We start from the raw sequence: 24,127 nt of genomic DNA, 5'->3' as shown, positions 1-24,127 counted from the left end.
AGGGGATTTTCCCGCTCTCAACCTGGGGGCGCGTAAAGTTTGGCGGCGATTGTACTGGTCTGGCTCTTTAAACGATAGGGCGATGAGGCCTCTGCAACGCTTTGGCGGTTTTTGCGGACACATTTTCACAGTTGCAGGTTAACTATTGGTTACAGACTGTGGCTAAAATGCCATCTGTCAGTTGAACGCCGACCATCGGCGTGGCTCGATGGCACCAAGGGGCCGCTGTTTCGTATTCAGCCGCTCCACAAGACCCGGGGACCGGCATGCCGGTAAAGGGCGCAGTTTGTTTACTTCCGACCTGTGACGATTTCCGTGAAGCTGATCATTGCCGTTATCTACGTTGTCTCTATTGCGTATGTCCACCTGCGTGGCCGAGTGCGCCACAAGCTGGGTCGCCAGTTGAGTGATCACTCGACGTTTCTGGCGCCGATCAACTGCTTTGTGTATCTGTTTTCGAAAATCCCCAACAAACCGTATCTCGATCCAGCTGACTTTCCCGACCTGAGCCCGCTGCAGGCGCATTGGGAACAAATTCGTGCCGAAGGCCAGAACTTGCTTCACGCAGGAGAGATCAAGCGTTCGAACCAATACGATGACGTCGGTTTCAACTCGTTTTTCAAGACCGGCTGGAAGCGCTTCTATCTCAAGTGGTATGGCGATAGCCATCCGTCGGCCATGAAACTCTGCCCGCGCACCACCGAACTGGTGCAGGGCATCGGCTCGATCAAGGCGGCGATGTTCGCCGAGTTGCCACCGGGCTCCAGGCTGGTGCGCCATCGCGACCCGTATGCCGGTTCGTACCGTTATCACCTCGGGCTGGACACACCCAACGCCGACGGTTGCTACATCAATGTCGATGGCCAGAACTACCATTGGCGCGATGGCGAAGCCGTGATGTTCGATGAGACCTACATTCATTACGCAGAGAACACCACGCCGCACAATCGCATCATTTTGTTCTGCGACATCGAGCGGCCGATGAAGTATCGCTGGGCAGCGGCATTCAATCGCTGGTTCAGCCGCAATGTCATGTCGGCGGCAGGTGCACCGAACGAGGACGGAGACCGGACCGGCGGGCTCAACCGGCTGTTCAGCAAGGTCTACAAGGTGCGCCTGCACGGCAAGGAACTGAAAAAGCGCAACCGCAAGCTTTACTACTTCCAAAAGTGGTCGATCTTTGCCGGGTTGCTGGTGGTGTTCATTCTGATCTGAGCCGGGTGTTCGGGCGGCCGGCCTCATCGCTAGCCACACTCACACAGGTTATGAGCTAACCACAAATGTCATGAATGCCCACCGTCCATTGTGGGAGCGAGCCTGCTCGCGAAGAGGCCGGATCAACGTCGTGTTGCATCGTGCCGGGGAGGTTTTTGTTAACAAATCCGAACCTCGGGCGTAGCGTGGTATCGAAGTCCTTATCCACGCGGACGCAGAGAGGCACCCCATGAACCGATATGTGTTTGGCGCCATTGCGCTGGCCTTGAGTACCGTATTGGGCCCACTGGCCCAGGCCCAGGCCCAGGCCGATGCCCTTGCTTCGTTGCAGTTGGCCCAGAACCTGCCGGGCAGCACCCGCAACAACCCTTACAACAGTCCGATTCAGCGGGCCAATCCCAACAGCATGCAAGGCACTCAACCCAGCGCCCCGGCCATACGCGGGCCGAATACCGTGCCGGTCCAGCGATCGCCGACGCTGGACAACGGTGGTATCGGTAATCGCTATCCCGACCGGACAGCTCCCGCCAGCCCACCGAAATTCATTCCCAATCCTCCCCCACGAGACACCGGTACCAGCAACCGTTGAGTGGCAGGTATGACGTCTGACCGCTATTTTTCACCAGGCCCCATTTCCATCAGAAAAGGAATCCTGCATGTTGCGTAAGAACTTATTGGCAATCCTCTGTGCCAGCGTATTGATCAGCGCTAGTGTCCCTGTGCTTGCCGCGCCCACCCAGACGATGAAAAGCGAAGACGGCACCCTTGAGGTCACCCCCATCGTGACGGGGCTGGAGCACCCCTGGGCCCTGGCGTTCTTGCCGGATAGTAAAGGCATGCTGGTAACCGAACGGCCCGGCAATCTGCGACTGGTGACCGCCGAAGGCAAGTTGTCGGCACCGCTCAATGGTGTACCCACGGTCTGGGCCAAGGGGCAGGGTGGATTGCTCGACGTGGCGTTGTCGCCGGATTTCAAGCAGGACCGGATGGTCTATCTGTCCTATGCCGAAGGTGGCGGTCAGGGCGACAAGGCTGGCACAGCGGTGGGCCGCGGGCGGCTCTCCGACGATATGACGGCGCTCAAGGATTTCCAGGTGATCCTGCGTCAGGAACCCAAACTCTCGGTTGGCAACCATTTTGGCTCGCGGCTGGTGTTCGACCGCGCCGGCTATCTGTTCGTGACCCTGGGGGAAAACAACGACCGCCCGACCGCCCAGGACCTCGACAAGCTGCAAGGCAAAGTGGTGCGCATCTACCCGGACGGCACGGTGCCCAAGGACAACCCCTTTGTCGGCCAGGCCAACGTGCGCCCGGAGATCTGGTCCTACGGGCAGCGTAACCCGCAAGGTGCGGCGCTCAACCCGTGGAACGGCACGCTGTGGGAAAACGAACACGGCCCTCTGGGCGGCGATGAAGTCAACATCATCGAGCGCGGCAAGAATTACGGCTGGCCGCTGGCCACCCATGGCATCAACTACAACGGTGAACCGATTCCCGAAGCCAAGGGTGAGACCGTCGAAGGCACCGTTGCCCCGAATCATGTCTGGGAAAAGTCCCCGGGCCTGAGCGGCATGGCGTTCTACGATGGCGATCGTTTCAAGGCCTGGCAGCGCAACGTGTTTATCGGCGCGCTGGTCAGCCAGGAACTGATCCGCCTGGAGTTCGATGGCGACAAGGTGATCCACGAGGAACGCTTGCTCGGGGATTTGAAAAAACGCATCCGCGATGTGCGGCAGGGGCCGGACGGCTACTTGTATGTATTGACCGATGAGGAGAACGGCGGGTTGTACAAGGTGGGTTTGAAGTTGCCGGCTAACTAAGGCATCTAAAAACTTGCCATTGACTTGCCATCAACGTCCGGCTAATTTCGAGCCATGACTTCCACCGTATTGCGCTGCCAGCCAAGCATTATTACCGCCATTCCTCATTTGGCGGGCTAGCTCACGACTGCAGCACCCAACCCGCCCTAGAGGCGGGTTTTTACTTTCTGTCTCCCGGGCCCCGAACAATGTCAGGAGACGACCATGAGTTTTACCGCCGATCAACAAGCCCTGCTGGAACGCTACGTCAAAAAAATCCTTGCAGCGCCAGTCTATGAACTGGCCGTGCGCACGCCGTTGCAACCGGCGCCGGCCTTGTCCGAAGCCTTGGGCAACCAGGTCCTGCTCAAGCGCGAAGACCTGCAACCGACCTTTTCCTTCAAGATCCGCGGCGCCTACAACAAGCTGGTGCAATTGAGCGAAGCGCAAAAGGCTCGCGGCGTGGTCACGGCTTCTGCGGGCAATCATGCGCAGGGCGTGGCGCTGGCCGCGCGGGAACTGGGGATCAACGCCACCATCGTCATGCCCTGCACGACGCCGCAATTGAAGGTCGTCGGGGTGCGCAGTCGCGGCGCCGATGCGGTGTTGCACGGCGAAAGCTTTCCGTTTGCACTGGCCTATGCGCTGGATCTGGCCCGGGAAACCGGTCGCACCTTCGTTTCGCCCTTCGACGACCCGGAGGTGATCGCGGGGCAAGGCACGGTGGCCATGGAAATCCTGCGCCAGCATCAGGGTCCGCTGGACGCGATCTTCGTGCCGGTGGGCGGTGGCGGACTGATCGCGGGTATCGCCGCTTACGTCAAATACTTGCGGCCGGAAGTTCGCATCATTGGCGTCGAGTCGGAACATTCCGCGTGTCTGCAAGCGGCGATGCATGCCAGCGAACGGGTCGTGTTGCCGAGCGTTGGCACCTTTGCCGATGGGGTGGCGGTGGCACAGATCGGCGCTTACGGTTTTGAGGTCTGCCGGTTTTGCGTCGATGAGGTCATGACGGTCAGCAACGACGAGCTTTGCGCGGCGATCAAGAATATCTACGACGATACCCGCTCGATCACCGAACCTTCCGGGGCGCTGGCCGTGGCCGGGATCAAGAAATACGTCGCGCAGACCGGTGCCTTGGGGCAGACACTGGTGGCGATCGACTCGGGTGCCAATATCAACTTCGACAGCCTGGGGCATGTGGCCGAGCGCGCCGCATTGAGTGGCGCCTCGACATGATGCCTGGGCAGGTAGACAGCGGAGGCCGCGAGGGTCCGCCGGCTAGCCTGGTTACTCCTGAACGGCTTTCTCGACCTTGGTCGACGCCGACCAGATCCGATAGCGCACTTCGATGTCCTTGGGCACGTACAGCACAAGCGGCAGCTTGCTGTTGTAACGCACCAGGAAGCCGTCACCGACCACCGGTACAAAACCCTGCTTGCTCGTGCCGGCCGGGCAGGCCATCAGCGTGCTCATCGGGCCAATGACTTTTTCCAGGCGATAGAACGGATAGCCCCACCCCTCGAGGTTCTTCTCCTCGAGAATGCCGCCCAGACGCGGATTGTTGCAGTCGACGGTCATCGTCTTGCCAGCCAGGATCTCGACCTGGAAGTCGTTTTCCCGGGTCTGTGGCGCGAGGTGGATCACCTGGCGGGTGAACCCGCTTTCGGCCTTCGGATAGGGTGCGGTGTCTTCGAGTTTGGCGGCGTGGGCCACGCCTGCAAGCCCCAGTGCGACTAGCGCAGTGCAAGCGTTAACGGTCAACGAACTCATGATGCCTCCTTGCTTGAAGTGAAGGGCGGCATTTTCACTGTCGTGTGCAGTGAATGCAAACCCGGGACGCCCGGTGTTCAAATTGCAGGGTCGCCAAGTCCGATTATTGCAAACTGCATGACAGGCTTTACAGGTAACTCGCCTTAACCTTGAATTGCCGATGAACTGCACTGCGAAATCCGGGGTATGTTTTATGCTGTAGCTGTCCTTGAAGCTTGCCGGGATTTCAAATGAGCAAGCATTGATCGTCGGGCAGTCTCACAAAGGAGGGAGTCGCCATGTTTCTTTCTGCCTTGGAAATTCGCAACATCATCGAAAGCAGTTTTCTGCCCAAGCGCTGCCAGTGCACGCTGTCGCCGGATCTGTCGATGACCGTCAAGGTCTATGCAGACGGGAAAACCGATCAGCTCGATCTATTGGTCACCGGCATCGATGCCTCCGGGCTCAATGGTTGTCGGGAAATCAACGAGTTGATTGCCCAACTGCGTTCCCGACAGCATCACATCGAGGTCGATCCGCACTCTATGCTGGGTAAAGCGCTCTAGCCTGCTGTTTCGAGTTCGACGGACACGCGCCGGGTCTGGAAGAATGCCAGGCCCAGCGCCAGTTCAAACCCGACTGCCAGCAAAATCCCCGGCCCGACATGGCCACTGAGCCATTCGGCAAAACCCAGCACGGCCAATCCCCAGGCGCCGACGACGAAGCCGAGGCTCAGCGCTTTGCGGGTTTCGCAAGGGGGCGCGTTGCGAACCAGAAAAGAGAACACGCTCAACGCCCCAAACAGCACGGCGGTGCGTCGCGCGACCAATCCCACCGCGAATGAAAACTCGATATCCCAGAACGACAATAACCATTGCGGTGTCAGGCCCCAGACCAGGCTCAGAACAAGGCATAAAGCGGCGGTAAACATCGATAACGTGCGAAACGACAACTGCATGGCCAATCCTTGCGGGCAGAGAGGGGGCGCTAGAGCATAGCGCCGCAACCCTCAAAGGAATACTGCCAAGTACCAAATCAGACTATTCAGTCAGCCCTGGTTCTCGCAAGCGTCGGAAAGTTTACGGTAGGTGATTTCTGCGGGTTTTCCCGTGTCATCGATGTACTTCATCTCGGCCTTCACCACTTTGCACTCCATGGTGTCCGGCTCGGTCAGTGAAATCACTTTGCTGACATGCAATGGCATGCCGTAGTGATAGGGCACGGCTTGGGAAGTTGTGGTGTCATTGGCCTGAGCCAGGCCGGCAAACGCGGTGCAGGCGAAGGCGGCGGTAACCAGCAGGGTGCGAGTGTTCATCAGCGATCTCCGGTGCGGACGGGATGTCAGTTCGATGTGTCGCTTGTCGAACTTGCCGCACTGGGCGTCAGAACAGTCTGAGAGCGTGCGGTCCAGTGAAGTGTTGGATCGCACGGTTAAGCGAGGGTTAACCCGGCTGAACACCGCTTGCCGCGGATGCGCGATCCTGTGTATCAGTTAAGACCATAGGGCGCCTGATGGAAAGTCATCGCGAGCCTGCTCGCGATGAGGCCTTTGAACTCAGCGCAAATCCAGTTGCTTGCGATAAGGCAAATCCGGCCCGGTCTTGCTGCACGTCAACGCCGCCGCCTGCACCGCGAACTTCAGCATGCGATCGATCTGCTCGCGGCCAAGTTGCTTCACGCCCTCTACCGAGTCCAGTTGCTGTTCAGTCAGCCAGGTAATCAGGGCCGCCTGAAAGGTATCGCCCGCACCCACGGTGTCGGCGATTTTTACCGCACAGGCAGGAGCCGACCACGAACCGTGAGTCCGGCTGAACACGCTCGCGCCTTCGCCACCCCGGGTCAGGAACACTAGCTGACAGCGGTGCTGCAACCAGCCTTCGATCACCTGCGCCGGGTCTTGGCCGGGGCAAAGCAGATGCAGATCCTCGTCGCTGACCTTGATCAGATCAGCCAGCTCCACCAGCGTCGCGATCCGGTTACGCCACAGGCGGATGTCCGGCTCCGGGTTCAAGCGAACGTTGGGGTCGAGGCTGATCAGGCGCTTGCCGCTTTCCCGACGCACCAATGCCAATAGTGTATCGGCAATCGGCTGCACTACCAGGGAAAACGAGCCGATATGCAGGCCGCGTACCTCAGGCCCGAGTGTCGGCAGGTGCTCCGGTTGCAATTGTCGATCCGCGCAGCCTTCGCCACGGAAGCTGTACTGCGGCGAGCCATTGGCCCCGACCGCGACCATCGCCAGTGTGGTCGGCGCGGCAAAATCCAGCAGGTAGTCCTGGCACACGCCCTCATCCTGCAACACTTGCAGCAGGCGCCGGCCCAGGTAGTCGGTGGACAACCCGGCCAACAGCGCCGCGTCCACGCCCAAGCGGCGCAAGCCCACCGCCACGTTGAACGGCGAGCCACCGGCAATGGCCTTGAAATTCACTTTGGACGCCACACCACTGGCGTCGTTTTCACTGAAAAAATCGAACAGCGCTTCGCCACACACCAGGTACATAGTTGTTCACTCTTTAATTAGGGTTGCGACTTGCTGTTGATAGCGTTCATACGCCTGCTGGCAGGCTTGCACATTGTCGGCGACCGGCAGGGTTTCACTGACCGGGTCGAGTTTCACGCAGCGCTCGCACAATTGCGCCAGGCTGTCTTCGCGCCCGTTCGCCCGGGATACGCACCAGGCCACCTGAATCGCCGCACCCAAGGCCGCAGCCTCGCTTTGTTCGGTGCAGATCACCGGCGTATTCATGGTGTCGGCGACGATTTGCCGCCAGACCGCACTTTTTGACCCGCCGCCGATCAGCCGAATGCTGCGGCTTTGTAAGCCATTGTGGCGTAGCAGGTCCAGTCCGTAACGCAAACCGAACGTCGTGCCTTCGACCACCGCGCGGCACAGGTTGGCCCGGGTCAGGTTAGTCATGGTCAGCCCCGACAGGCTGGCACTGGCATGGGGCAGGGCAGGCACCCGCTCTCCGTTGAAGAACGGCAGCATGCAAACGCCCTCGGCACCTATCGGCGACTGGGCAACCAGTTCGTTGAACTGATCGATGTCGAGGTCCAGCAGGTCACGAATCAGGCTGGTGACATTGGTCAGGTTCATGGTGCAGATCAAAGGCAGCCAGCCGCCACTGGAAGAACAGAACGTGGCAACTGCGGAATCCACGGCGACGTACGGCTGATCGGCATAGGCGTACACCGTGCCCGACGAGCCCAGGCTCATGGTGATTGCACCGGGCTGGATGTTGCCGGTGCCGATGGCGCCCATCATGTTGTCGCCGCCACCGCTGGAGACCAGGGCCTTCGGGTTGATGCCCAGGTATTCGGCAATGCCCGGCAGAATTGTACCGACTGCCTGGTGGGGATCGATCAGCTCCGGCAGCGCCGCTTGCAGGCGTCCGCTGGGGTCGATGTCACGCAGCAATTGCAAATCCCACTGGCGCGTACGCACATTGAAATACCCGGTGCCCGAGGCATCGCCGTATTCGCTGCAACTGCGGCCGGTTAGCCAATGGTTGAGGTAATCATGGGGTAGCAGAATGCCGGCGATCCGGGAGAACACCTCGGGATGCTGCTCTTTGGTCCATAACAGCTTGGATACGGTGTAGCCCGGCGCGATGACCACGCCGAGGCGTTCCAGAGAACCCTTTTCACCACCCAGGTGCGCGAGCAGTCGGTCATTCTCCGGGGTCGTTTCGGTGTCACACCAGAGTTTCGCCGGGCGCAACACCTTGCCCTGATCGTCGAGCAGCACCAGGCCATGTTGCTGGCCGGACACGCCAATGCCGAGAATAGACTGGCCATCGACTTTGGCCGCGAGCAAGGCGCGGCGGGTGGCGGTGGCGAAGGCTTCCAGCCACTGGCCGGTGTCCTGTTCGCGACGGCCGTTGGGGCCGCTGATCATCGTGTGGGTGGCTGCGCCTTGGCCCAGCACCTCGCCGCTGACGGCGTCGAGGATGACCGCTTTGGTGCCCTGGGTGCCGCAGTCGATGCCGAGGAATAGTTGTTGGGTTGTCATGCAAGATCCTTGGATATCAGTAAGCCCTTATCGCGAGCCTGCTCGCGAAGACGGCAGTCGCTACACCACCGACCTTAAGCCAGCACCCGCTCCAACGTCCGCGAAACCCCAACCTCCCGCAAGCTGTTGCAACACCACTCAAACGCCGCGACAAACTCCGGCGAGCGCGCAATGGCCGTACCAAAAATCTCCTCGACCGCCAGCAAACGCTGGGTAATCAACACATCATCGGCCACCAGCGCCTGGCAGAATGCCGCCCGTGGATCCGCAATCGCGTAGGTCTCGCCATGCTCATCCACGCCCTTGAGGTACAGCGCCCACGCCGCCACCACCAACGCCGCGCGCTTGGTCTCGCGGCCATCGGCGATCAAGCGGTTGATGGTCGGTACGGTGAATTTCGGAAACTTCGACGAGCCGTCCGAACACACCCGTTCAAGCTGGTCGGCAATCGCCTGATTGGAGAAGCGCGCCACCAGGGTGTTCTTGTACTCGGTCAGGTCGATTCCTGGCACCGCCGGCAGCTGTGGCGTCACGTCCAGATCCATGTAGGTGCGCATGTAGCGCACGAACAGCGGGTCGTTCATGGTCTCGTGGACGAAGCGGTAACCCTTGAGGAACCCCAGGTAGGTCAGCGCCAGATGACTGCCGTTGAGCAGCTTGATCTTCATTTCTTCGTAGGGCGTGACGTCGTCGGTGAATTGCACGCCGACCCTTTCCCAGGCCGGGCGACCGTTGACGAACCGGTCTTCCAGCACCCATTGCGCGAAGGGTTCGCAGACCACCGGCCAGGCATCGTCCACGCCATGCTGGTCCGCCAGTTGCAAGCGATGGTGGGTGCTGGTCATCGGCGTGATGCGGTCGACCATGGCGTTGGGGAAACTGACGTTGGTGTCGATCCAGTCGCGCAATTGGCTGTCGTGCAAGGCGGCGAAAGCCAGCAGGGCCTTGCGGGTGACGGCGCCGTTGTGCGGCAGGTTATCGCAGGACATCAGGGTGAAGGCCGCTGTGCCGGCGGCGCGGCGCCTGGCCAGTGCGGCGCAGAGGAAACCGAACACGGTTTTCGGGGCGTCAGGGTTCGCCAGGTCATGCTGGATCTGCGGCAAGTGCGCCATGAACTCGCCGGTGCTGTCGTCGATGCAATACCCGCCTTCGGTGATGGTCAGCGAGACGATGCGGATCTCGGGGCTGGCCAATTTGTCGATCAATGCCTGGGCACCGTCCTCGGCCAGCAGCATGTCGCGGATGGCGCCGATCACCCGCACTTCGGTGTCGTCGCTATCGCCGAGTTCGAACAGGGTGAACAGGTAATCCTGATCCCTAAGGTCGTCACGGGCGCGGCGGTCTTCAGCGCGCAGGCCGACACCGCAGATGGCCCAGTCCAGGCCTTCGCCGGTATTCATCAAGGCGTCGGTGTAGTAAGCCTGATGGGCTCGGTGGAAACCGCCGACGCCGATGTGTGCGATGCCTTGGCGGGTCTCGCCCAGGGCGTAGGCGGGCAGGACCACTTCAGGGGCGAGGCGGCTGAGGTTGTGTTTATTCAGTTTCATCGCAGGCTCTCTGAAATCAGGCAGCAACGCGCAGCGGGCGGGTCAACGCCACGCCGTCGGCATCGAATAAATGGCAGTGTTGCGCATCCAGGTGCAAGCTCAGGGTTTCACCGTAGCGGCTGGCCAGATCGCCGCGAACGCGCAGGGTCAGGGCTTCGCCGGATGCCACCCGGACGTGGCAGAAGGTGTCGCTGCCCAAGCGTTCGCTGACATCGGCGGTGACCTGCAAGGTGCAATCGCCGGGTTTGGCCAGCTCCAGATGCTCCGGGCGAATGCCCAGCGTCACCGCACTCCCGACGCTCAGATGCCTGCCGCTCAAGGGCAGGCTGACGCGGGTTCCGGCGTCCAGTTGCACTTCGCAGCCCTGGCTGTCGACGCGGGTGACCTTGCCTTTGAGGAAACCCATCTTCGGCGTGCCCAGGAAACCGGCGACGAACAGGTTGGCCGGCTGGTGATAGAGGTCCAGCGGCGAACCGACTTGCTCGATCTTGCCGCCATTGAGTACGACCACTTTGTCGGCCATGGTCATCGCTTCGACCTGATCGTGAGTCACGTAGATCATCGTGGCTTGCAGTTCCTTGTGCAGGCGCAACAGTTCCAGTCGCATCTGTACCCGCAGGGCAGCATCGAGGTTGGACAACGGTTCGTCGAACAGGAAGATTTTCGGGTTGCGCACGATGGCCCGGCCAATCGCCACGCGCTGGCGCTGGCCGCCGGACAGTTGCTTGGGCTTGCGCTCCAGCATCGGCCCCAGTTCGAGGATGCGCGCTGCTTCGCTGACCTTCTTCTCCACTTCGGCTTTCGCCACGCCGGCCAGGTCGAGGGCGAACGACATGTTCTTGCGCACGCTCATGTGCGGGTACAGGGCGTAGGTCTGGAACACCATCGCCAGGTCGCGCTTGGCCGGGCTCACTTCGGTGATGTCGCGACCGTCGAGCTCGATGGTGCCGCCGCTGACTTCCTCCAGCCCCGCGATCAGTCGCAGCAGCGTGGATTTGCCGCACCCCGACGGGCCGACGAAGACCACGAACTCCTTGTCATTCACTTCCAGGTCAATGCCCTTGATGATGGAAAAGCCTTCGAAGCCTTTTTGCAGATTCTTGATTTTCAGGTTGGCCATGGTGGCGCTCCTTTTGTGCTTATTCTTTTGAGGGCTATTTCACGGCGCCGAACGACAGGCCGCGCACCAGTTGTTTCTGGCTGACCCAGCCGAAGATCAGGATCGGCGCACAGGCCAGGGTCGAGACAGCCGACAACTTGGCCCAGAACAGCCCTTCGGGGCTTGAGTACGAAGCGATCAATGCGGTCAATGGTGCGGCTTTCGATGAGGTCAGGTTCAGCGACCAGAAGGCCTCGTTCCAGCACAGGATCAGCGACAGCAGCACCGTGGATGCCAGGCCGCCCTTGGCGATGGGCAGCAACACCCGCAGCATTTCCTGGGCCAGCGTCGCGCCGTCCAGCCGCGCGGCTTCGAGGATGTCCCTGGGGATGTCCTTGAAGTAGGTGTAAATCATCCAGACCACGATCGGCAGGTTGATCAGCGTGTAGATCACGATCAGCGCGATCCGCGTGTCGAGCAGGCCGAAACTCTTGGCCAGCAGATAGATCGGCATCAGCACACCCACTGGCGGCAGCATCTTGGTGGAGAGCATCCACAGCAGCGTGCCTCTGGTGCGCTGGGTTTCGTAGAACGCCATGGAGTAGGCCGCCGGCACCGCGATCAGCAGGCACAGGGCCGTGGCGCTGAAGGAAATCACCACCGAGTTCCAGGCAAAGCTGAAATAGTCGCTGCGCTCGTTGATGTGCAGGTAGTTCTCCAGCGTCGGCATGAAGATGAACTGCGGCGGTGTGGCGAAGGCATCGATTTCGGTCTTGAAACTGGTCAGTACCATCCAGAAGATCGGAAAGAAAATCACGATGGCGATGGCCCAGGCCAACGTACCGAGCAGCAGGCTTTGCAAACGACGGGATTGTTGAAGAGTCATGGCAGGCCTCAGGCTTTGTCGGTCAGGTTTTTGCCAATCATCCGCACCAGGATGATCGCGGCGATGTTGGCGATGACCACGGCGATCAGGCCGCCCGCCGAGGCCATGCCGACGTCGAACTGCACCAGCGCCTGGTTGTAGATCAGGTAGGCGAGGTTGGTCGAGGCGTAGCCGGGGCCGCCGTTGGTGGTGGTGAAGATTTCGGCGAACACCGAGAGCAGGAAGATGGTTTCAATCATCACCACCACCGCAATCGGACGCGCCAGGTGTGGCAGGGTCAGGTGCCAGAAAATCGCGATGGGCCCGGCACCATCGAGGCGCGCGGCTTCTTTCTGTTCCTGGTCGAGGGACTGCATGGCGGTCATCAGGATCAGGATCGCGAAGGGCAGCCATTGCCACGAGACAATGATGATGATCGACAGCAGCGGGTAGTGCGCCAGCCAGTCCACCGGTTGCGCACCGAACAGCTTCCAGACGTAGGCGAGAATCCCCGACACCGGATGGAAAATCAGGTTCTTCCAGATCAGCGCGCCCACCGTGGGCATGATGAAAAACGGCGAGATCAGCATCACCCGCACGATGCCGCGACCGAAAAACTCACTGGCCTCAAGCAGCGCACTGATCAGCACGCCGAACACCACACTGATCAGCAGCACGCTGCCCACCAGCAACAAGGTGTTGGTGGCGCCGGGCAGGAAGCCCGAGTCGGTGAGGAAGTAGGTGAAGTTTTCCAGCCCGACGAACTCGTTCTCGCCGGGGTTGAGCAAGTTGTAGCGAATCGTCGAGAAGTAGACGGTCATACCCAGCGGTACGATCATCCACAACAGCAGCAAGGCCACCGAAGGGCTGACCAGGAACCAGCCGGGATTGGCCACGCGGCTTTTGCGCTGGGGTTGGGCAATGTCCATGTGAGCTTTGGCAGTTGATGTATTCATGGTGATCACTTGCTCGTTATTCGGCGAGTTACTTGTGGCGAGGGAGCTTGCTCCCGTTCGGCTGCGAAGCAGTCGTAAACCTGGCGAAAGTGTCCTGTCAGAAAAGACACTGTTGCTGGGTTTGGGGCCGCTTCGCAGCCCAGCGGGAGCAAGCTCCCTCGCCACAAAAATGAGTACTGAAGGGTTACTTGGGATAACCCGCGCGCTTCATCTCGCGCTCGGTGGTTTGCTGGGCTGCCGCCAAGGCCTGGTCGACCGTGGTCTGGCCGATCAGCGCCGCCGAGAAGGATTTGCCGACCTGGGTACCAATGCCCTGGAACTCGGGAATGGTCACCAACTGGATGCCGATGTACGGCACAGGCCTGGCGCCCGGCTTGCTCGGGTCCGCGGCCTTGAGCGACTCCAGCGTGACCCTGGCGAACGGCGCGGCGTTCATGTACGCCTCGCTGTAGGTCGAGGCCCGGGTGCCCGGTGGCACGTTCGCGATGCCGTCTTTTTCCGCGACCAGTGCGCTGTATTCTTTGGACGTGGCCCAGGCGCTGAAGGTTTTCGCCGCGTCCTTGGCCTTGGAACTGGTCGGAATGGCCAGCGCCCAGGAGTACAACCAGGCCGAGCCCTTGTCAGTGACCTGATGCGGCGCATAGGTGAAGCCGACGTGATCGGTGACCTTGCTCTGGGACTTGTCGGTGACGAACGAGCCGGCGACGCTGGCATCGACCCAGATCGCGCATTTACCGCTGTTGAACAGCGCCAGGTTTTCATTGAATCCGTTGCTCGACGCCCCCGGCGGGCCGGATTGCTTCATGGTGTCGACATAGAAGTTCAGCGCGTTTTTCCATTCGGGGCCGTTGAATTCCGGCTGCCACTTTTCATCGAACCAGCGCGCGCCATAGGCGTTGGCCACGGTGCTGATCAGCGCCATGTTCTCGCCCCAGCCAGCCTTGCCCCGCAGGCAGATACCGTACTGTTCCTGCTCGGGTTTGTTCAGTTTGGCGGCGAATTCACCGATCTGCTCCCAGGTCGGACGCTCGGGCATAGTCAGGCCAGCGTCCTTGAACAGGTCGGTGCGGTAATAGGTAATCGAGCTCTCGGCGTAGAACGGCAGGGCGTACAGCGAGCCTTTGACCGACAGGCCTTCGCGCACCGACGGGAACACGTCGTCGAGGGCATAGCTGGCCGGCAAATCCCTCATCGGCTCCAGCCAGCCCTTGGCGCCCCAGAGTGCGGCTTCGTACATGCCGATGGTCAGCACGTCGAACTGCCCGCCTTGGGTGGCGATGTCGGTGGTCAGGCGCTGGCGCAGGACGTTTTCTTCGAGGACCACCCAATTGAGCTTGATGTCCGGATGCTCGGCCTCGAAGGTTTTCGAGAGCTTTTGCATGCGGATCATGTCGCTGTTGTTGACGGTGGCGATGGTCAGGGTCTGCGCACCAAGGGTGACGCTGCTGAGGGTCATGCAGGTGAGGGCAAGCAGGGCTTTTACCGAAGGTTGCATCGTGCACTCCTTTTCTGCACCCGGCGGGAGACAGAAGGACAGTTATTGTTTTTGTGTCTTCCTGCGGAGGGAAGAATCTGTGCTGATTACATCCTTCAATGGCAGGCGAGACAAATCATCCATCGCACCTTGATCGATACTTTTTTGCACTGAAGTGTTGGGTGTTGGGCGCTGGGAAGAGCTTTTCAGCGAAGGAGGGGTATTGAATCCGTACAGGTTTCAAGGCTTAGCGCTGTACCTGTGGGATGTGAGGGGTCAACCCAGGTTTTGCTCGGTCAACCGCTGCACCACCAACCGCCGGTAATGCGAAGGCGTCATGCCCTTGAGTTGCTGGAAGCGTCGGTTGAAGTTGGAAATATTGTTGAAGCCCGATTCGAAGCAGACATCGGTCACCGGCTTGTCGCCATCGGCCAGCAACTCGCAGGACTTGCTGATGCGCAGGCGATTGACGAATTCAATGAAATTGCGCCCGGTGGCCTGCTTGAATACCCGGCTGAAATAAGTCGGTTTCATGCCCAGATGATCTGCGACTTCCTCCAGCGTCAAATCCCGGGCGTAGTGGGCAAAAATGTAATCCACTGCGCGGTTGGTGCGATCGATGTTGTGCTCGTCGGCCAGTTGCGGGGTTGTGGCGCCAGAGAGCAATTGGTAGTCGTCGGTGGCCGCGAGCAATTCCAGCAGAATGAAAAAGTGCCCGAGACGGGTCACACCGGTGGTATCGGCAATGCGCTGCATCAGATCCATCGCCTTGCCGATGGTGTGCTTGCAACGAAACTCGATGCCGTACTGCGCGCGCTCCAGCAGCGGTGCCAGGGCCTTGAGTTCGGCGAACACCTGATAGCCGCTGTCGAACAACTCGTCGGTGAAGTTGACCAGCATGTCGCGCTTGGGCACCACTTCATTCTCGGCGACCTGGCTGATCCAGTTGTGGGGCAGGTTGGGACCGGTCAGGAATAGAGTTTGCGGATAGAAGTTGCCGATGTAGTCGCCGATGAACACCTTGCCGGAACTGGCGACGATCAGGTGCAGCTCGTATTCCTTGTGGAAATGCCAGCGCACCAGCGGGCAGGGGAAACCATGCTGGCGGTAGATGATGGACAAGCCGTTGTGGTCGTCCATCAACTCATAGGAAGGATCGGTGACTCTGGCGGTGCGGGTCATGTCAGGGCGCTTGTGTTGTTATCCCGTCCGGATCATGCCTCTTGCCGGATCGATAGCGCTACTACCGCCGATGCGTCTGTTCGTGCAAGGCGCGCTCAAGGAGGGCGAGCTACTCCTGATTCAGTCGGTTTTTCGCCTCGATCCATTGCGCCATGTATTGAGTGCTCTTGTGCTGGTGATGACGCAGCATGCTGCCGGTAAAGTTATCTCGTCTGATGTTGACCATATCCCGTTGGCAATCGACCAGCCGCTGGATCAAGGCCGGGCCATGAACGGATTTGCGGTAGCGGCCGGCAAGCAGGGTTTGTCCGTGCGCCTGGGCATCCTGCCAGCGAGTCTTGTCGTTGTGCAGTTGCACGGCATGATCGGCGAACTCACGTGCCGAACGGGTCACTGCACCGGGCCATGCCTCTTCGCCATGCATCGCCTCGGCGCCGACTGGCGTCGTCACATTCGGTGTGCCACAGAGCATCGCATCGACAATCTTGCCTTTGATTCCCGCGCCAAAACGCAGAGGCGCCATGCAAACCCGCGCCGACGACATGACTTGCAAGGCGTCTTCTGCCCAGTTCATGACATGAAAACCCTGGGCCGGGTTATGCAGGGCAGTCGCCTTGGGTGGTGTGTAGGCACCATAGATATGCAATTGAGCGCCGGGTATCTGCTCGCGAATCAGCGGCCAGATAGCGGTTTTCAACCAGAGCACCGCATCCCAGTTGGGTGCATGGCGAAAGTTACCGATATGTAGAAAGTGTGCCCGGTCTTCAAAGGGTACCGGCGCACGAGTCGGAACATCGACCATCAACGGGCACCAGTGCAACAGGGAGCGGGGAAACCGGAACTGCTCGGCCAGCAATTCGATTTCCACTTCGGAAACCATCAGCGTCAAATCACAACGATAAAATGAGGCGATTTCGCGCTTCGCCATATCGGTATTGGCCATGTGTTCAAATTCGTCGCGCGACGCTGGGGCGAACAGGTCGCTGAAGTCATTGTTGTCGTCACTGGCCTTCAAGCGCTCCTTGAGGCGTTGATGCCGACCCTGCCGGAGGCTTTGCAGGTCGCAGCTTTCGAGCACGCGCAAGGCATCGGGGCAATGCTTCTCGACCCGCCAGCCGAACTGTTCCTCCATCATGAATTGATCGAACAGCACGATGTCCGGCGCCAGTTCGCTGATGAATGCGTCGAAACTGCTGTTGTTCAGCTCGATGGAGACTTCGCGAATACCCAACGCTGTCAGGTCTGCGCGTTGCTCGCCGAAGCCTGCCGGGCTGCTGAACGTGATGTCCCAGCCATGTTCCAGGAAAACCTCGAGAATCTGCATGACATGCCCGCTGGCCGCGGAAGAGCGGGGCTCGGGCCAGACGTAACCAATGACCAGGACTTTGGTTGCGCGGGGCTCAATCATGTACAGGATTTCCTTGAAGCGAAGACAGGGCAGGGACGAAAAAGCCGCGCATTAAACCACAGCACAGCGCAGGGTCACCCGAGAATGCCTTTGACCATGTCGCGCAACTGATCAATGGAGAAGGGTTTGCCGATCACGTGCATGTCGACAGGCACTTCGATGTTTTCGGCATAACCGCTGGCGAACAGGATGGGCAGGTCGGGGCGTAACGTGCGGGCGAGGGTGGCCAGTTCGCGGCCGTCCATGACCGGCAGGCCAACATCAGTCATCATCAGGTCAATTTGCTGGCTCACGTCCTTGAGCGTCTCCAGCGCCTGTTCGCTGCCATCGGCTTCCAGCACCTTGAATTCCAGCTCTTCCAGTACGTCGACGATCAGCATGCGCACGATGGCATCGTCTTCGACGACGAGGATGGTGGAGGCGTTGGCGGATGACATAGTCGAGTCCCCGAAAAAGATTGGCATTGCCGGGCGCTGGAAATCACCGGCCTCTTGCATGAGCAAGTGGCGGATCCCGACAAGTTCCCAATGCGTTGGAAAAAGGATTGGCGGCGCAGGTCAGGCAAGGATAACCCGTGCACTGGAACGGGAGCAGCGGAATGTAGGACCTTGCGCGCAAACATGTCAGAAAATTGGATCAATGTGCCAGTTTTGGGGCAAACTCCTTGCATTCTGACAGTTCGACAAGGCCTGCCCCATGACCTCCGCGTCCTCGGTTGATGAGCAACGATTTCGTAAACTCCTGAGTCGCAACATCAGCCTGCCGTTGGGTCTGGGTCTCATCAGCGCCGTGTTCTTCGTGTCGCTGATCACCTATTTGTTGTCGACGATCCAGTGGGTGGAACACACCGACCGGGTGATCAATAACGCCAATGAAGCGGTGAAGTTGACCGTGGACCTGGAAACCGGGATGCGCGGTTTCCTGCTCAGTGGCGAAGAACACTTCCTCGATCCCTACGAAACCGCCAAGCCGCGCATCGCCGTGGAACTCAACTCCTTGCTCGAACTGACCGCCGACAATCCGGTGCAGACTGATCGCTTGTTACGGTTGCAGGCCTTGCAGCAGGAGTGGACCAACTACGCGCAATCGATGATCGATTTGCAGCGCAGCAACGGCGATTATCGCGCCGTGGTCAAGGCCGGACGCGGCAAACGTCTGACCGATGAAATTCGCAAGCAGTTCGAGGCGGTGATCGACACCGAGCAACAGTTGCGCGCATCGCGCAATGATGAAGTGCGGCGCACCACGATCACGAGCATCAGCCTCTACCTGTTGTTCATAGCCGGGGTCAGCGGGTTGCTGTCGTATGTCGGGCGCCGCGATTTGTTGACCCTGTCGCAGAACTACAGCGTCAACCTTGCCGCCCAACAGGCCAGCGCCCATCACCTGGAGCAACAGGCCTGGCTGCGCAACGGCCAGACCGAGCTGGCCGAGCAAGTGCTGGGACAATTGAGCCTGAGCATGCTGGGTCGCAACATCCTGCAATTCTGCGCGCAGTACCTGGGCACCGCCGTGGCGGCCATTTATGTGCGCGAAGACCACGGCGGCCTCAGGCGCATCGCCACCTACGGTTTTTCCCGTGAGCAGGAGGATCGTGAACAGCAGATCTACAGCGACGAAGGCATTGTCGGCCAGGTGGCGCAGCAGGCACGGCTGATTCGCCTGGACGAGGTCCCGGGGGATTACTTCAAGGTCAGCTCGGGCCTCGGTGACGGTTTGCCCCGCAGTGTGCTGGTGGTGCCAACCAGCGACGACGAGCGGATCAATGGCGTGATCGAGTTGGGCTTTCTGCGTCCACTGACGGACCGTGACGTTGAATTGCTTGAGCTGATAGCCGGCAACATCGGCACCTCGATCGAGGCGGCACGCTATCGCCAGCGTTTGCAGGAGGTACTGGCCGAAACCCAGCAACTCAACGAAGAATTGCAGGTTCAGCAGGAAGAACTCAAGACCGCCAACGAAGAGCTTGAAGAGCAGTCGCGGATTCTCAAAGAGTCCCAGGCTCACCTGGAAACCCAGCAGGTGGAGCTGGAGCAGACCAACGAACAACTCGCCGAGCAGGCAGAAGTACTGGCCGAGCAACGCGACGCCATGGATCTGAAGAATACCGAACTCAATCAGGCCCAGATCCAGCTCGAAGATCGCGCAGTAGAATTGCAGCGCTCGAGCAAGTACAAGTCCGAATTCCTCGCCAACATGTCCCATGAGTTGCGTACGCCGCTCAACAGCTCGTTGATCCTGGCCAAGTTGCTGGCGGAAAACCCGGAAGAAAACCTCACTGCCGAGCAGGTCAAATTCGCCGAGTCGATCTACTCCGCCGGCAATGACTTGCTCCACCTGATCAACGACATTCTGGATATTTCCAAGGTCGAGGCCGGCAAGCTGGAGATCCATCCAGAGAACACCAGCGTCGCCCGGCTGGTGGATGGCCTGCGCGGCCTGTTCCAGCCATTGGCCACGGACAAGCAGCTGGATTTCCAGGTGGATGTGCAGGGCGGTGCGCCGCTGATGCTGTTCACCGACCGCCAGCGCCTGGAGCAAGTGCTCAAGAACCTGTTGTCCAACGCCGTGAAGTTCACTGAAAGCGGCAGCGTCGGCCTGTCCGTCGCCACGGCGCCGAATGACGGCATCGTGTTCAGCATCCGCGATTCCGGAATCGGCATCGATGTGGATCAGCACGAAAGCATTTTCGAAGCGTTCCGTCAGGCCGATGGCACCACCAATCGGCGTTACGGCGGCACCGGGCTGGGCTTGTCGATTTCCCGTGACCTGGCGGCCTTGCTCGGCGGCTCCATCAGTGTGACCAGCACGCCGGGGCAGGGCAGTGTGTTTACCCTGGTCTTGCCGCAGCAGTACGTGGAACCTGGCGAAGTGCCTGTCGAACCGATGCGAGCCGCTCCTGCGGCAGCGCCGAGTGTATTGCCGCCTACGTTGTCGCCTTTGGTGGCCGAAGTTGACATTCCGCGTTTCGACGACGATCGCAACAAGGGGCCGTTCACCACCCGCTGCATTCTGGTGGTGGAGGACGAGGCGAACTTTGCGCACATCCTCTACGACCTGGCCCATGAACTGGGTTATCAATGCCTGGTGGCCCACGGTGCCGACGAAGGCTACGAACTGGCCAAGGCGTTCATCCCCGATGCGATCCTGCTGGACATGCGCCTGCCGGATCATTCCGGCCTGACCGTGCTGCAACGCCTGAAGGAACACGCCGAAACCCGGCACATCCCGGTGCATGTGATTTCGGTCGAAGACCGGGTCGAGGCGGCGATGCACATGGGCGCCATTGGCTATGCGGTCAAACCGACCACCCGCGAGGAACTCAAGGACGTGTTTGCACGCCTCGAGGCCAAGTTGACCCAGAAGGTCAAGCGCGTGCTGCTGGTCGAGGACGACGACTTGCAGCGCGACAGCATTGCCCGCCTGATCGGCGACGATGACATCGAGATCACCGCCGTTGGCCTGGCTCAGGAGGCGCTGGACCTGCTGCGCACGTCGGTCTTCGATTGCATGATCATCGACCTCAAGTTGCCGGACATGCTCGGCAATGACTTGCTCAAGCGCATGTCCACCGAAGACATCTGCTCCTTTCCGCCGGTCATCGTCTATACCGGGCGCAACCTGACCCGGGATGAAGAGGCCGAACTGCGCAAGTATTCGCGTTCGATCATCATCAAGGGCGCACGCTCGCCAGAGCGGTTGCTGGATGAGGTGACGCTTTTTCTGCACAAAGTCGAATCACGGTTGTCCCATGAACGGCAGAAGATGCTCAAGGTCGCCCGCAGCCGCGACAAGGTCTTCGAAGGCCGCAAGGTGCTGCTGGTGGATGACGATGTGCGCAACATTTTCGCCCTCACCAGCGCCCTGGAGCATAAGGGCGCAGTCGTGGTCATTGGCCGCAACGGCCGCGAAGCGATTGAACGACTCAATGAGGTGCAAGACATCGATCTGGTGTTGATGGACGTGATGATGCCGGAAATGGATGGCTTTGAAGCCACCGTTGAAATCCGCAAGGACCCGCGCTGGCGCAAGCTGCCGATCATCGCGGTGACGGCCAAGGCCATGAAGGACGATCAGGAGCGCTGCCTGCAGGCCGGCGCCAACGATTACCTGGCCAAGCCCATCGATCTCGATCGCCTGTTTTCGCTGATTCGCGTGTGGTTACCGAAGATGGAACGGATCTAGTGGAGGGCAGTTTTTCAGTGGAGCGAAACAGCGAAATCGAACTGCGGTTGTTGATCGAGGCGATCTACCTCAAGTACAGCTACGATTTTCGAGATTACTCCGGCGCTTCGATCAAGCGCCGGGTCAACCATGCGTTGAGCCAGTTCGAGTGCAACACCATCTCGGCATTGCAGGATAAGGTCCTGCACGACCCCGCCGCGTTCATGCAACTGCTGCAGTTGCTGACCATTCCGGTTAGCGAGATGTTTCGCGACCCCTCGCACTTCCTGGCCATCCGCAAGGAAGTGGTGCCGCTGCTGCGAACCTACCCCTCGATCAAAGTCTGGATCGCCGGATGCAGCACCGGTGAGGAGGTGTATTCGATGGCCATTCTGTTGCGCGAAGAGGGCCTGCTGGACCGCACGATCATCTATGCCACCGATATCAATCCGCGCTCGCTGGAAAAGGCCAAGCAAGGGATTTTCTCGATGGAGAACGTCCGCGCCTACACTGCTAATTACCAGCAGGCCGGTGGCCAGAGTTCGTTTGCCGACTACTATACGGCGGCCTATGGGTACGCGATTTTCGACAAGACCCTGCGCGAGAACGTGACCTTCGCCGATCACAGCCTGGCAACGGACAGCGTATTTTCCGAAACTCAATTAATTTCATGTCGTAACGTACTGATTTACTTTAATAAAAAACTTCAGGATCGGGCATTCGGACTGTTTCATGAGTCCCTCTGCCATCGCGGTTTTTTGGTACTGGGCAGTAAGGAAACCCCGGATTTCTCAGCCTTCGGCGATCAGTTCGAACCGTTGGTCAAACAAGAACGGATCTATCGAAAATCATGAACAGTGCAACGAAGTTGCCGGCGATCGAAGCGATCGTGATCGGTGCCTCCGCCGGTGGCGTCGAGGCGCTGTTGAACATCCTCGGCCCGCTGCGCGAAGGCTTCGCACTGCCAATCATTGTCGTGCTGCACATGCCGGACGAGCGCCGCAGCCAGCTGGCGGACGTGTTCTCTCGCCGGGTTGCCCTGCCGGTGCTGGAAGCGTGCGACAAGACCCCGGTCAAAGCCGGCACACTGTATTTCGCCGCGCCCGGTTATCACCTGTCGGTGGAGCGGGACCGCAGCTTTTCCCTGAGCCTGGAGCCTCGCGTGCATCATTCGCGACCCGCCATCGATTACCTGTTCGAATCGGCCGCCGATGCGTACGGCGCCAATCTGGCGGCGGTACTGCTCACCGGCGCCAACCGCGATGGCGCGCGCGGCCTGGCCCTGGTCAAGCAGCGCGGTGGCCTGACCATCGTGCAAGACCCGCAAGAGGCTCAGGTCGCCACCATGCCCCAGGCCGCCCTGGAGATGCACCAGCCGGACCACATACTTCCTGTACGTGGCATCGGCCGTTTGCTTGTCGAACTGGAACGAATCGCATGCTGAGTAATATCAAGGCCAAACTGCTGATCGTGGACGATCTACCGGAGAATCTGCTGGCGCTCGAAGCACTGATCAAGCGTGAGGACCGCATCGTCTACAAGGCCCTTTGCGCCGACGAAGCCTTGTCCCTGTTGTTGCAACACGAATTCGCCTTGGCCATCCTCGATGTGCAGATGCCCGGCATGAATGGCTTCGAGTTGGCCGAGTTGATGCGTGGCACGGAAAAGACCAGGAACATCCCGATCGTTTTCGTCAGCGCCGCCGGGCGTGAACTGAACTACGCGTTCAAGGGCTATGAAAGCGGAGCCGTGGACTTCCTGCACAAGCCGCTGGACATCCAGGCGGTCAAGAGCAAGGTCAGTGTGTTCGTCGACCTGTATCGCCAGAGCAAGGCGATGAAGGAGCAAGTGCTGGCCCTTGAGCAAAGTCGCCGCGAACAGGAGACCCTGCTCAAGCAACTGCAAAGTACTCAACTGGAACTGGAGCAGGCGGTGCGCATGCGCGATGACTTCATGTCCATCGTCGCCCACGAAGTGCGCACGCCGCTCAACGGACTGATCCTTGAAACCCAGCTACGCAAGATGCACCTGGCCCGGGACAACGCCGCCGCGTTTACCCTGGACAAGATGCACGCGATGGTCGACCGCGACGAGCGGCAGATCAAAAGCCTCATCCGCTTGATCGAAGACATGCTCGATGTCTCGCGCATTCGCACCGGCAAGTTGTCGATCCGTCCGACGCGCGTTGACCTTTCGACGCTGGTTCACGACGTTTTGCACAACTTTTCCCAGCAGATCGACGCCGCCGAGGCCTCGGTCTCGCTCGATGCCGCGCAACCGGTGATCGGAAACTGGGACGAGTTTCGTATTGAACAGGTCATTTCCAACCTGTTGACCAACGCCTTGCGCTACGGAGCCAAGAGCCCGATCTCGGTGAAGGTCTACAGTGAAGGTGGCCAGGCGCTGATGGACGTGCAGGATCAAGGGATCGGCATCAGCGAGGCAAATCAGAAGCGGATCTTCCAGCAGTTCGAGCGGGTATCGGCCAAACACGCCGTCGCCGGTCTGGGCCTGGGGTTGTTTATTTCAGAACAGATTGTGGCCGCCCATGGCGGTACTATTACCGTCCAGAGCAGGATTGGCGAAGGCGCCTTGTTTCGCGTTTGTCTGCCGCTGTAGGAAAACAGCCAGGTAAACGCAACCTCTGATCGACC

Annotated in this window: 22 protein-coding genes; 9 read left to right on the top strand and 13 right to left on the bottom strand. The window is 59.8% G+C overall.

Annotation, left to right across the window (positions count from 1 at the left end):
- The first annotated feature begins 315 nt into the window (after positions 1-315).
- The 4 genes from lpxO (at position 316) to ilvA (ending at position 4,253) form a co-directional block, all read left to right on the top strand.
- The gene (gene lpxO, locus VC35_RS19565) at positions 316-1,215 is read left to right on the top strand and encodes a lipid A hydroxylase LpxO (RefSeq protein ID WP_046042061.1); all 900 of its coding nucleotides are present in this window, start codon (positions 316-318) and stop codon (positions 1,213-1,215) included.
- A 229-nt stretch (positions 1,216-1,444) separates the two neighbouring features.
- Entirely contained in the window at positions 1,445-1,804 is a 360-nt protein-coding gene (locus tag VC35_RS19560; RefSeq protein ID WP_046042060.1) for a hypothetical protein, read from the top strand.
- 67 nt (positions 1,805-1,871) lie between these two features.
- Positions 1,872-3,035 (top strand): PQQ-dependent sugar dehydrogenase, encoded by a 1,164-nt coding sequence (locus tag VC35_RS19555; protein WP_046042059.1) that lies wholly within the window; start codon positions 1,872-1,874, stop codon positions 3,033-3,035.
- A 204-nt stretch (positions 3,036-3,239) separates the two neighbouring features.
- A complete protein-coding gene (gene ilvA, locus VC35_RS19550) occupies positions 3,240-4,253 on the top strand; it encodes a threonine ammonia-lyase, biosynthetic (protein ID WP_080925342.1) in 1,014 nt (337 codons plus the stop codon).
- Between the two features lie 51 nt (positions 4,254-4,304).
- On the opposite strand, the gene eco is transcribed toward ilvA, so the two are convergent.
- Positions 4,305-4,787, bottom strand: coding sequence for a serine protease inhibitor ecotin (gene eco, locus VC35_RS19545; protein ID WP_046042058.1), 483 nt, complete (start codon positions 4,785-4,787; stop codon positions 4,305-4,307).
- 278 nt (positions 4,788-5,065) lie between these two features.
- Between eco and VC35_RS19540 the strand changes: the two genes are divergently transcribed.
- Positions 5,066-5,332 (top strand): DUF1652 domain-containing protein, encoded by a 267-nt coding sequence (locus tag VC35_RS19540; RefSeq protein WP_046042057.1) that lies wholly within the window; start codon positions 5,066-5,068, stop codon positions 5,330-5,332.
- Here the strand turns inward: VC35_RS19540 and VC35_RS19535 are convergent.
- The 12 genes from VC35_RS19535 to VC35_RS19480 form a co-directional block, all read right to left on the bottom strand.
- Complete coding sequence (locus VC35_RS19535; protein ID WP_046042056.1) at positions 5,329-5,724, bottom strand: hypothetical protein; 396 nt, start codon at positions 5,722-5,724, stop codon at positions 5,329-5,331. The genes VC35_RS19540 and VC35_RS19535 overlap by 4 nt on opposite strands.
- Before the next feature lie 90 nt (positions 5,725-5,814).
- The gene (locus tag VC35_RS19530; protein WP_046042055.1) at positions 5,815-6,081 is read right to left on the bottom strand and encodes a DUF2790 domain-containing protein; all 267 of its coding nucleotides are present in this window, start codon (positions 6,079-6,081) and stop codon (positions 5,815-5,817) included.
- A 240-nt stretch (positions 6,082-6,321) separates the two neighbouring features.
- Entirely contained in the window at positions 6,322-7,266 is a 945-nt protein-coding gene (locus VC35_RS19525; RefSeq protein WP_046042054.1) for a carbohydrate kinase family protein, read from the bottom strand.
- Positions 7,267-7,272: 6 nt separating this feature from the next.
- Positions 7,273-8,778 carry a xylulokinase gene (gene xylB, locus VC35_RS19520; RefSeq protein WP_046042053.1) on the bottom strand — a complete coding sequence of 502 codons (1,506 nt, stop codon included), beginning with the start codon at positions 8,776-8,778 and terminating at the stop codon, positions 7,273-7,275.
- A 74-nt stretch (positions 8,779-8,852) separates the two neighbouring features.
- Positions 8,853-10,325 carry a mannitol dehydrogenase family protein gene (locus VC35_RS19515; protein WP_046042052.1) on the bottom strand — a complete coding sequence of 491 codons (1,473 nt, stop codon included), beginning with the start codon at positions 10,323-10,325 and terminating at the stop codon, positions 8,853-8,855.
- Between the two features lie 16 nt (positions 10,326-10,341).
- Complete coding sequence (locus VC35_RS19510; RefSeq protein ID WP_046042051.1) at positions 10,342-11,445, bottom strand: ABC transporter ATP-binding protein; 1,104 nt, start codon at positions 11,443-11,445, stop codon at positions 10,342-10,344.
- Positions 11,446-11,479: 34 nt separating this feature from the next.
- A complete protein-coding gene (locus VC35_RS19505) occupies positions 11,480-12,310 on the bottom strand; it encodes a carbohydrate ABC transporter permease (RefSeq protein ID WP_046042049.1) in 831 nt (276 codons plus the stop codon).
- An 8-nt stretch (positions 12,311-12,318) separates the two neighbouring features.
- Positions 12,319-13,245, bottom strand: a complete 927-nt coding sequence (locus VC35_RS19500; RefSeq protein WP_046042047.1) for a carbohydrate ABC transporter permease — start codon at positions 13,243-13,245, stop codon at positions 12,319-12,321.
- 184 nt (positions 13,246-13,429) lie between these two features.
- Entirely contained in the window at positions 13,430-14,740 is a 1,311-nt protein-coding gene (locus tag VC35_RS19495; RefSeq protein ID WP_046042046.1) for an ABC transporter substrate-binding protein, read from the bottom strand.
- Positions 14,741-14,995: 255 nt separating this feature from the next.
- Positions 14,996-15,901, bottom strand: coding sequence for an AraC family transcriptional regulator (locus tag VC35_RS19490; protein ID WP_046042045.1), 906 nt, complete (start codon positions 15,899-15,901; stop codon positions 14,996-14,998).
- Between the two features lie 109 nt (positions 15,902-16,010).
- Positions 16,011-17,309, bottom strand: a complete 1,299-nt coding sequence (locus tag VC35_RS19485; protein ID WP_046042044.1) for a glycosyltransferase — start codon at positions 17,307-17,309, stop codon at positions 16,011-16,013.
- A 74-nt stretch (positions 17,310-17,383) separates the two neighbouring features.
- A complete protein-coding gene (locus VC35_RS19480; RefSeq protein ID WP_046042127.1) occupies positions 17,384-17,746 on the bottom strand; it encodes a response regulator in 363 nt (120 codons plus the stop codon).
- Positions 17,747-18,005: 259 nt separating this feature from the next.
- Between VC35_RS19480 and VC35_RS19475 the strand changes: the two genes are divergently transcribed.
- The 4 genes from VC35_RS19475 to VC35_RS19460 are packed head-to-tail and all read left to right on the top strand — an operon-like array spanning position 18,006 to position 24,092.
- The gene (locus VC35_RS19475; protein WP_046042043.1) at positions 18,006-21,494 is read left to right on the top strand and encodes a response regulator; all 3,489 of its coding nucleotides are present in this window, start codon (positions 18,006-18,008) and stop codon (positions 21,492-21,494) included.
- A gap of 17 nt (positions 21,495-21,511) precedes the next feature.
- Positions 21,512-22,327 (top strand): CheR family methyltransferase, encoded by an 816-nt coding sequence (locus VC35_RS19470; protein WP_404942364.1) that lies wholly within the window; start codon positions 21,512-21,514, stop codon positions 22,325-22,327.
- Positions 22,324-22,917, top strand: coding sequence for a chemotaxis protein CheB (locus VC35_RS19465; RefSeq protein ID WP_046042041.1), 594 nt, complete (start codon positions 22,324-22,326; stop codon positions 22,915-22,917). Before VC35_RS19470 ends, VC35_RS19465 begins: the two co-directional genes overlap by 4 nt.
- The gene (locus tag VC35_RS19460; RefSeq protein WP_046042040.1) at positions 22,911-24,092 is read left to right on the top strand and encodes a hybrid sensor histidine kinase/response regulator; all 1,182 of its coding nucleotides are present in this window, start codon (positions 22,911-22,913) and stop codon (positions 24,090-24,092) included. Before VC35_RS19465 ends, VC35_RS19460 begins: the two co-directional genes overlap by 7 nt.
- Positions 24,093-24,127 lie beyond the last annotated feature (35 nt).

It is taken from the genome of Pseudomonas fluorescens (assembly GCF_000967965.1).
Lineage (GTDB): Bacteria > Pseudomonadota > Gammaproteobacteria > Pseudomonadales > Pseudomonadaceae > Aquipseudomonas > Aquipseudomonas grandcourensis.
This window is presented reverse-complemented; position numbering and strand designations above follow the sequence as displayed.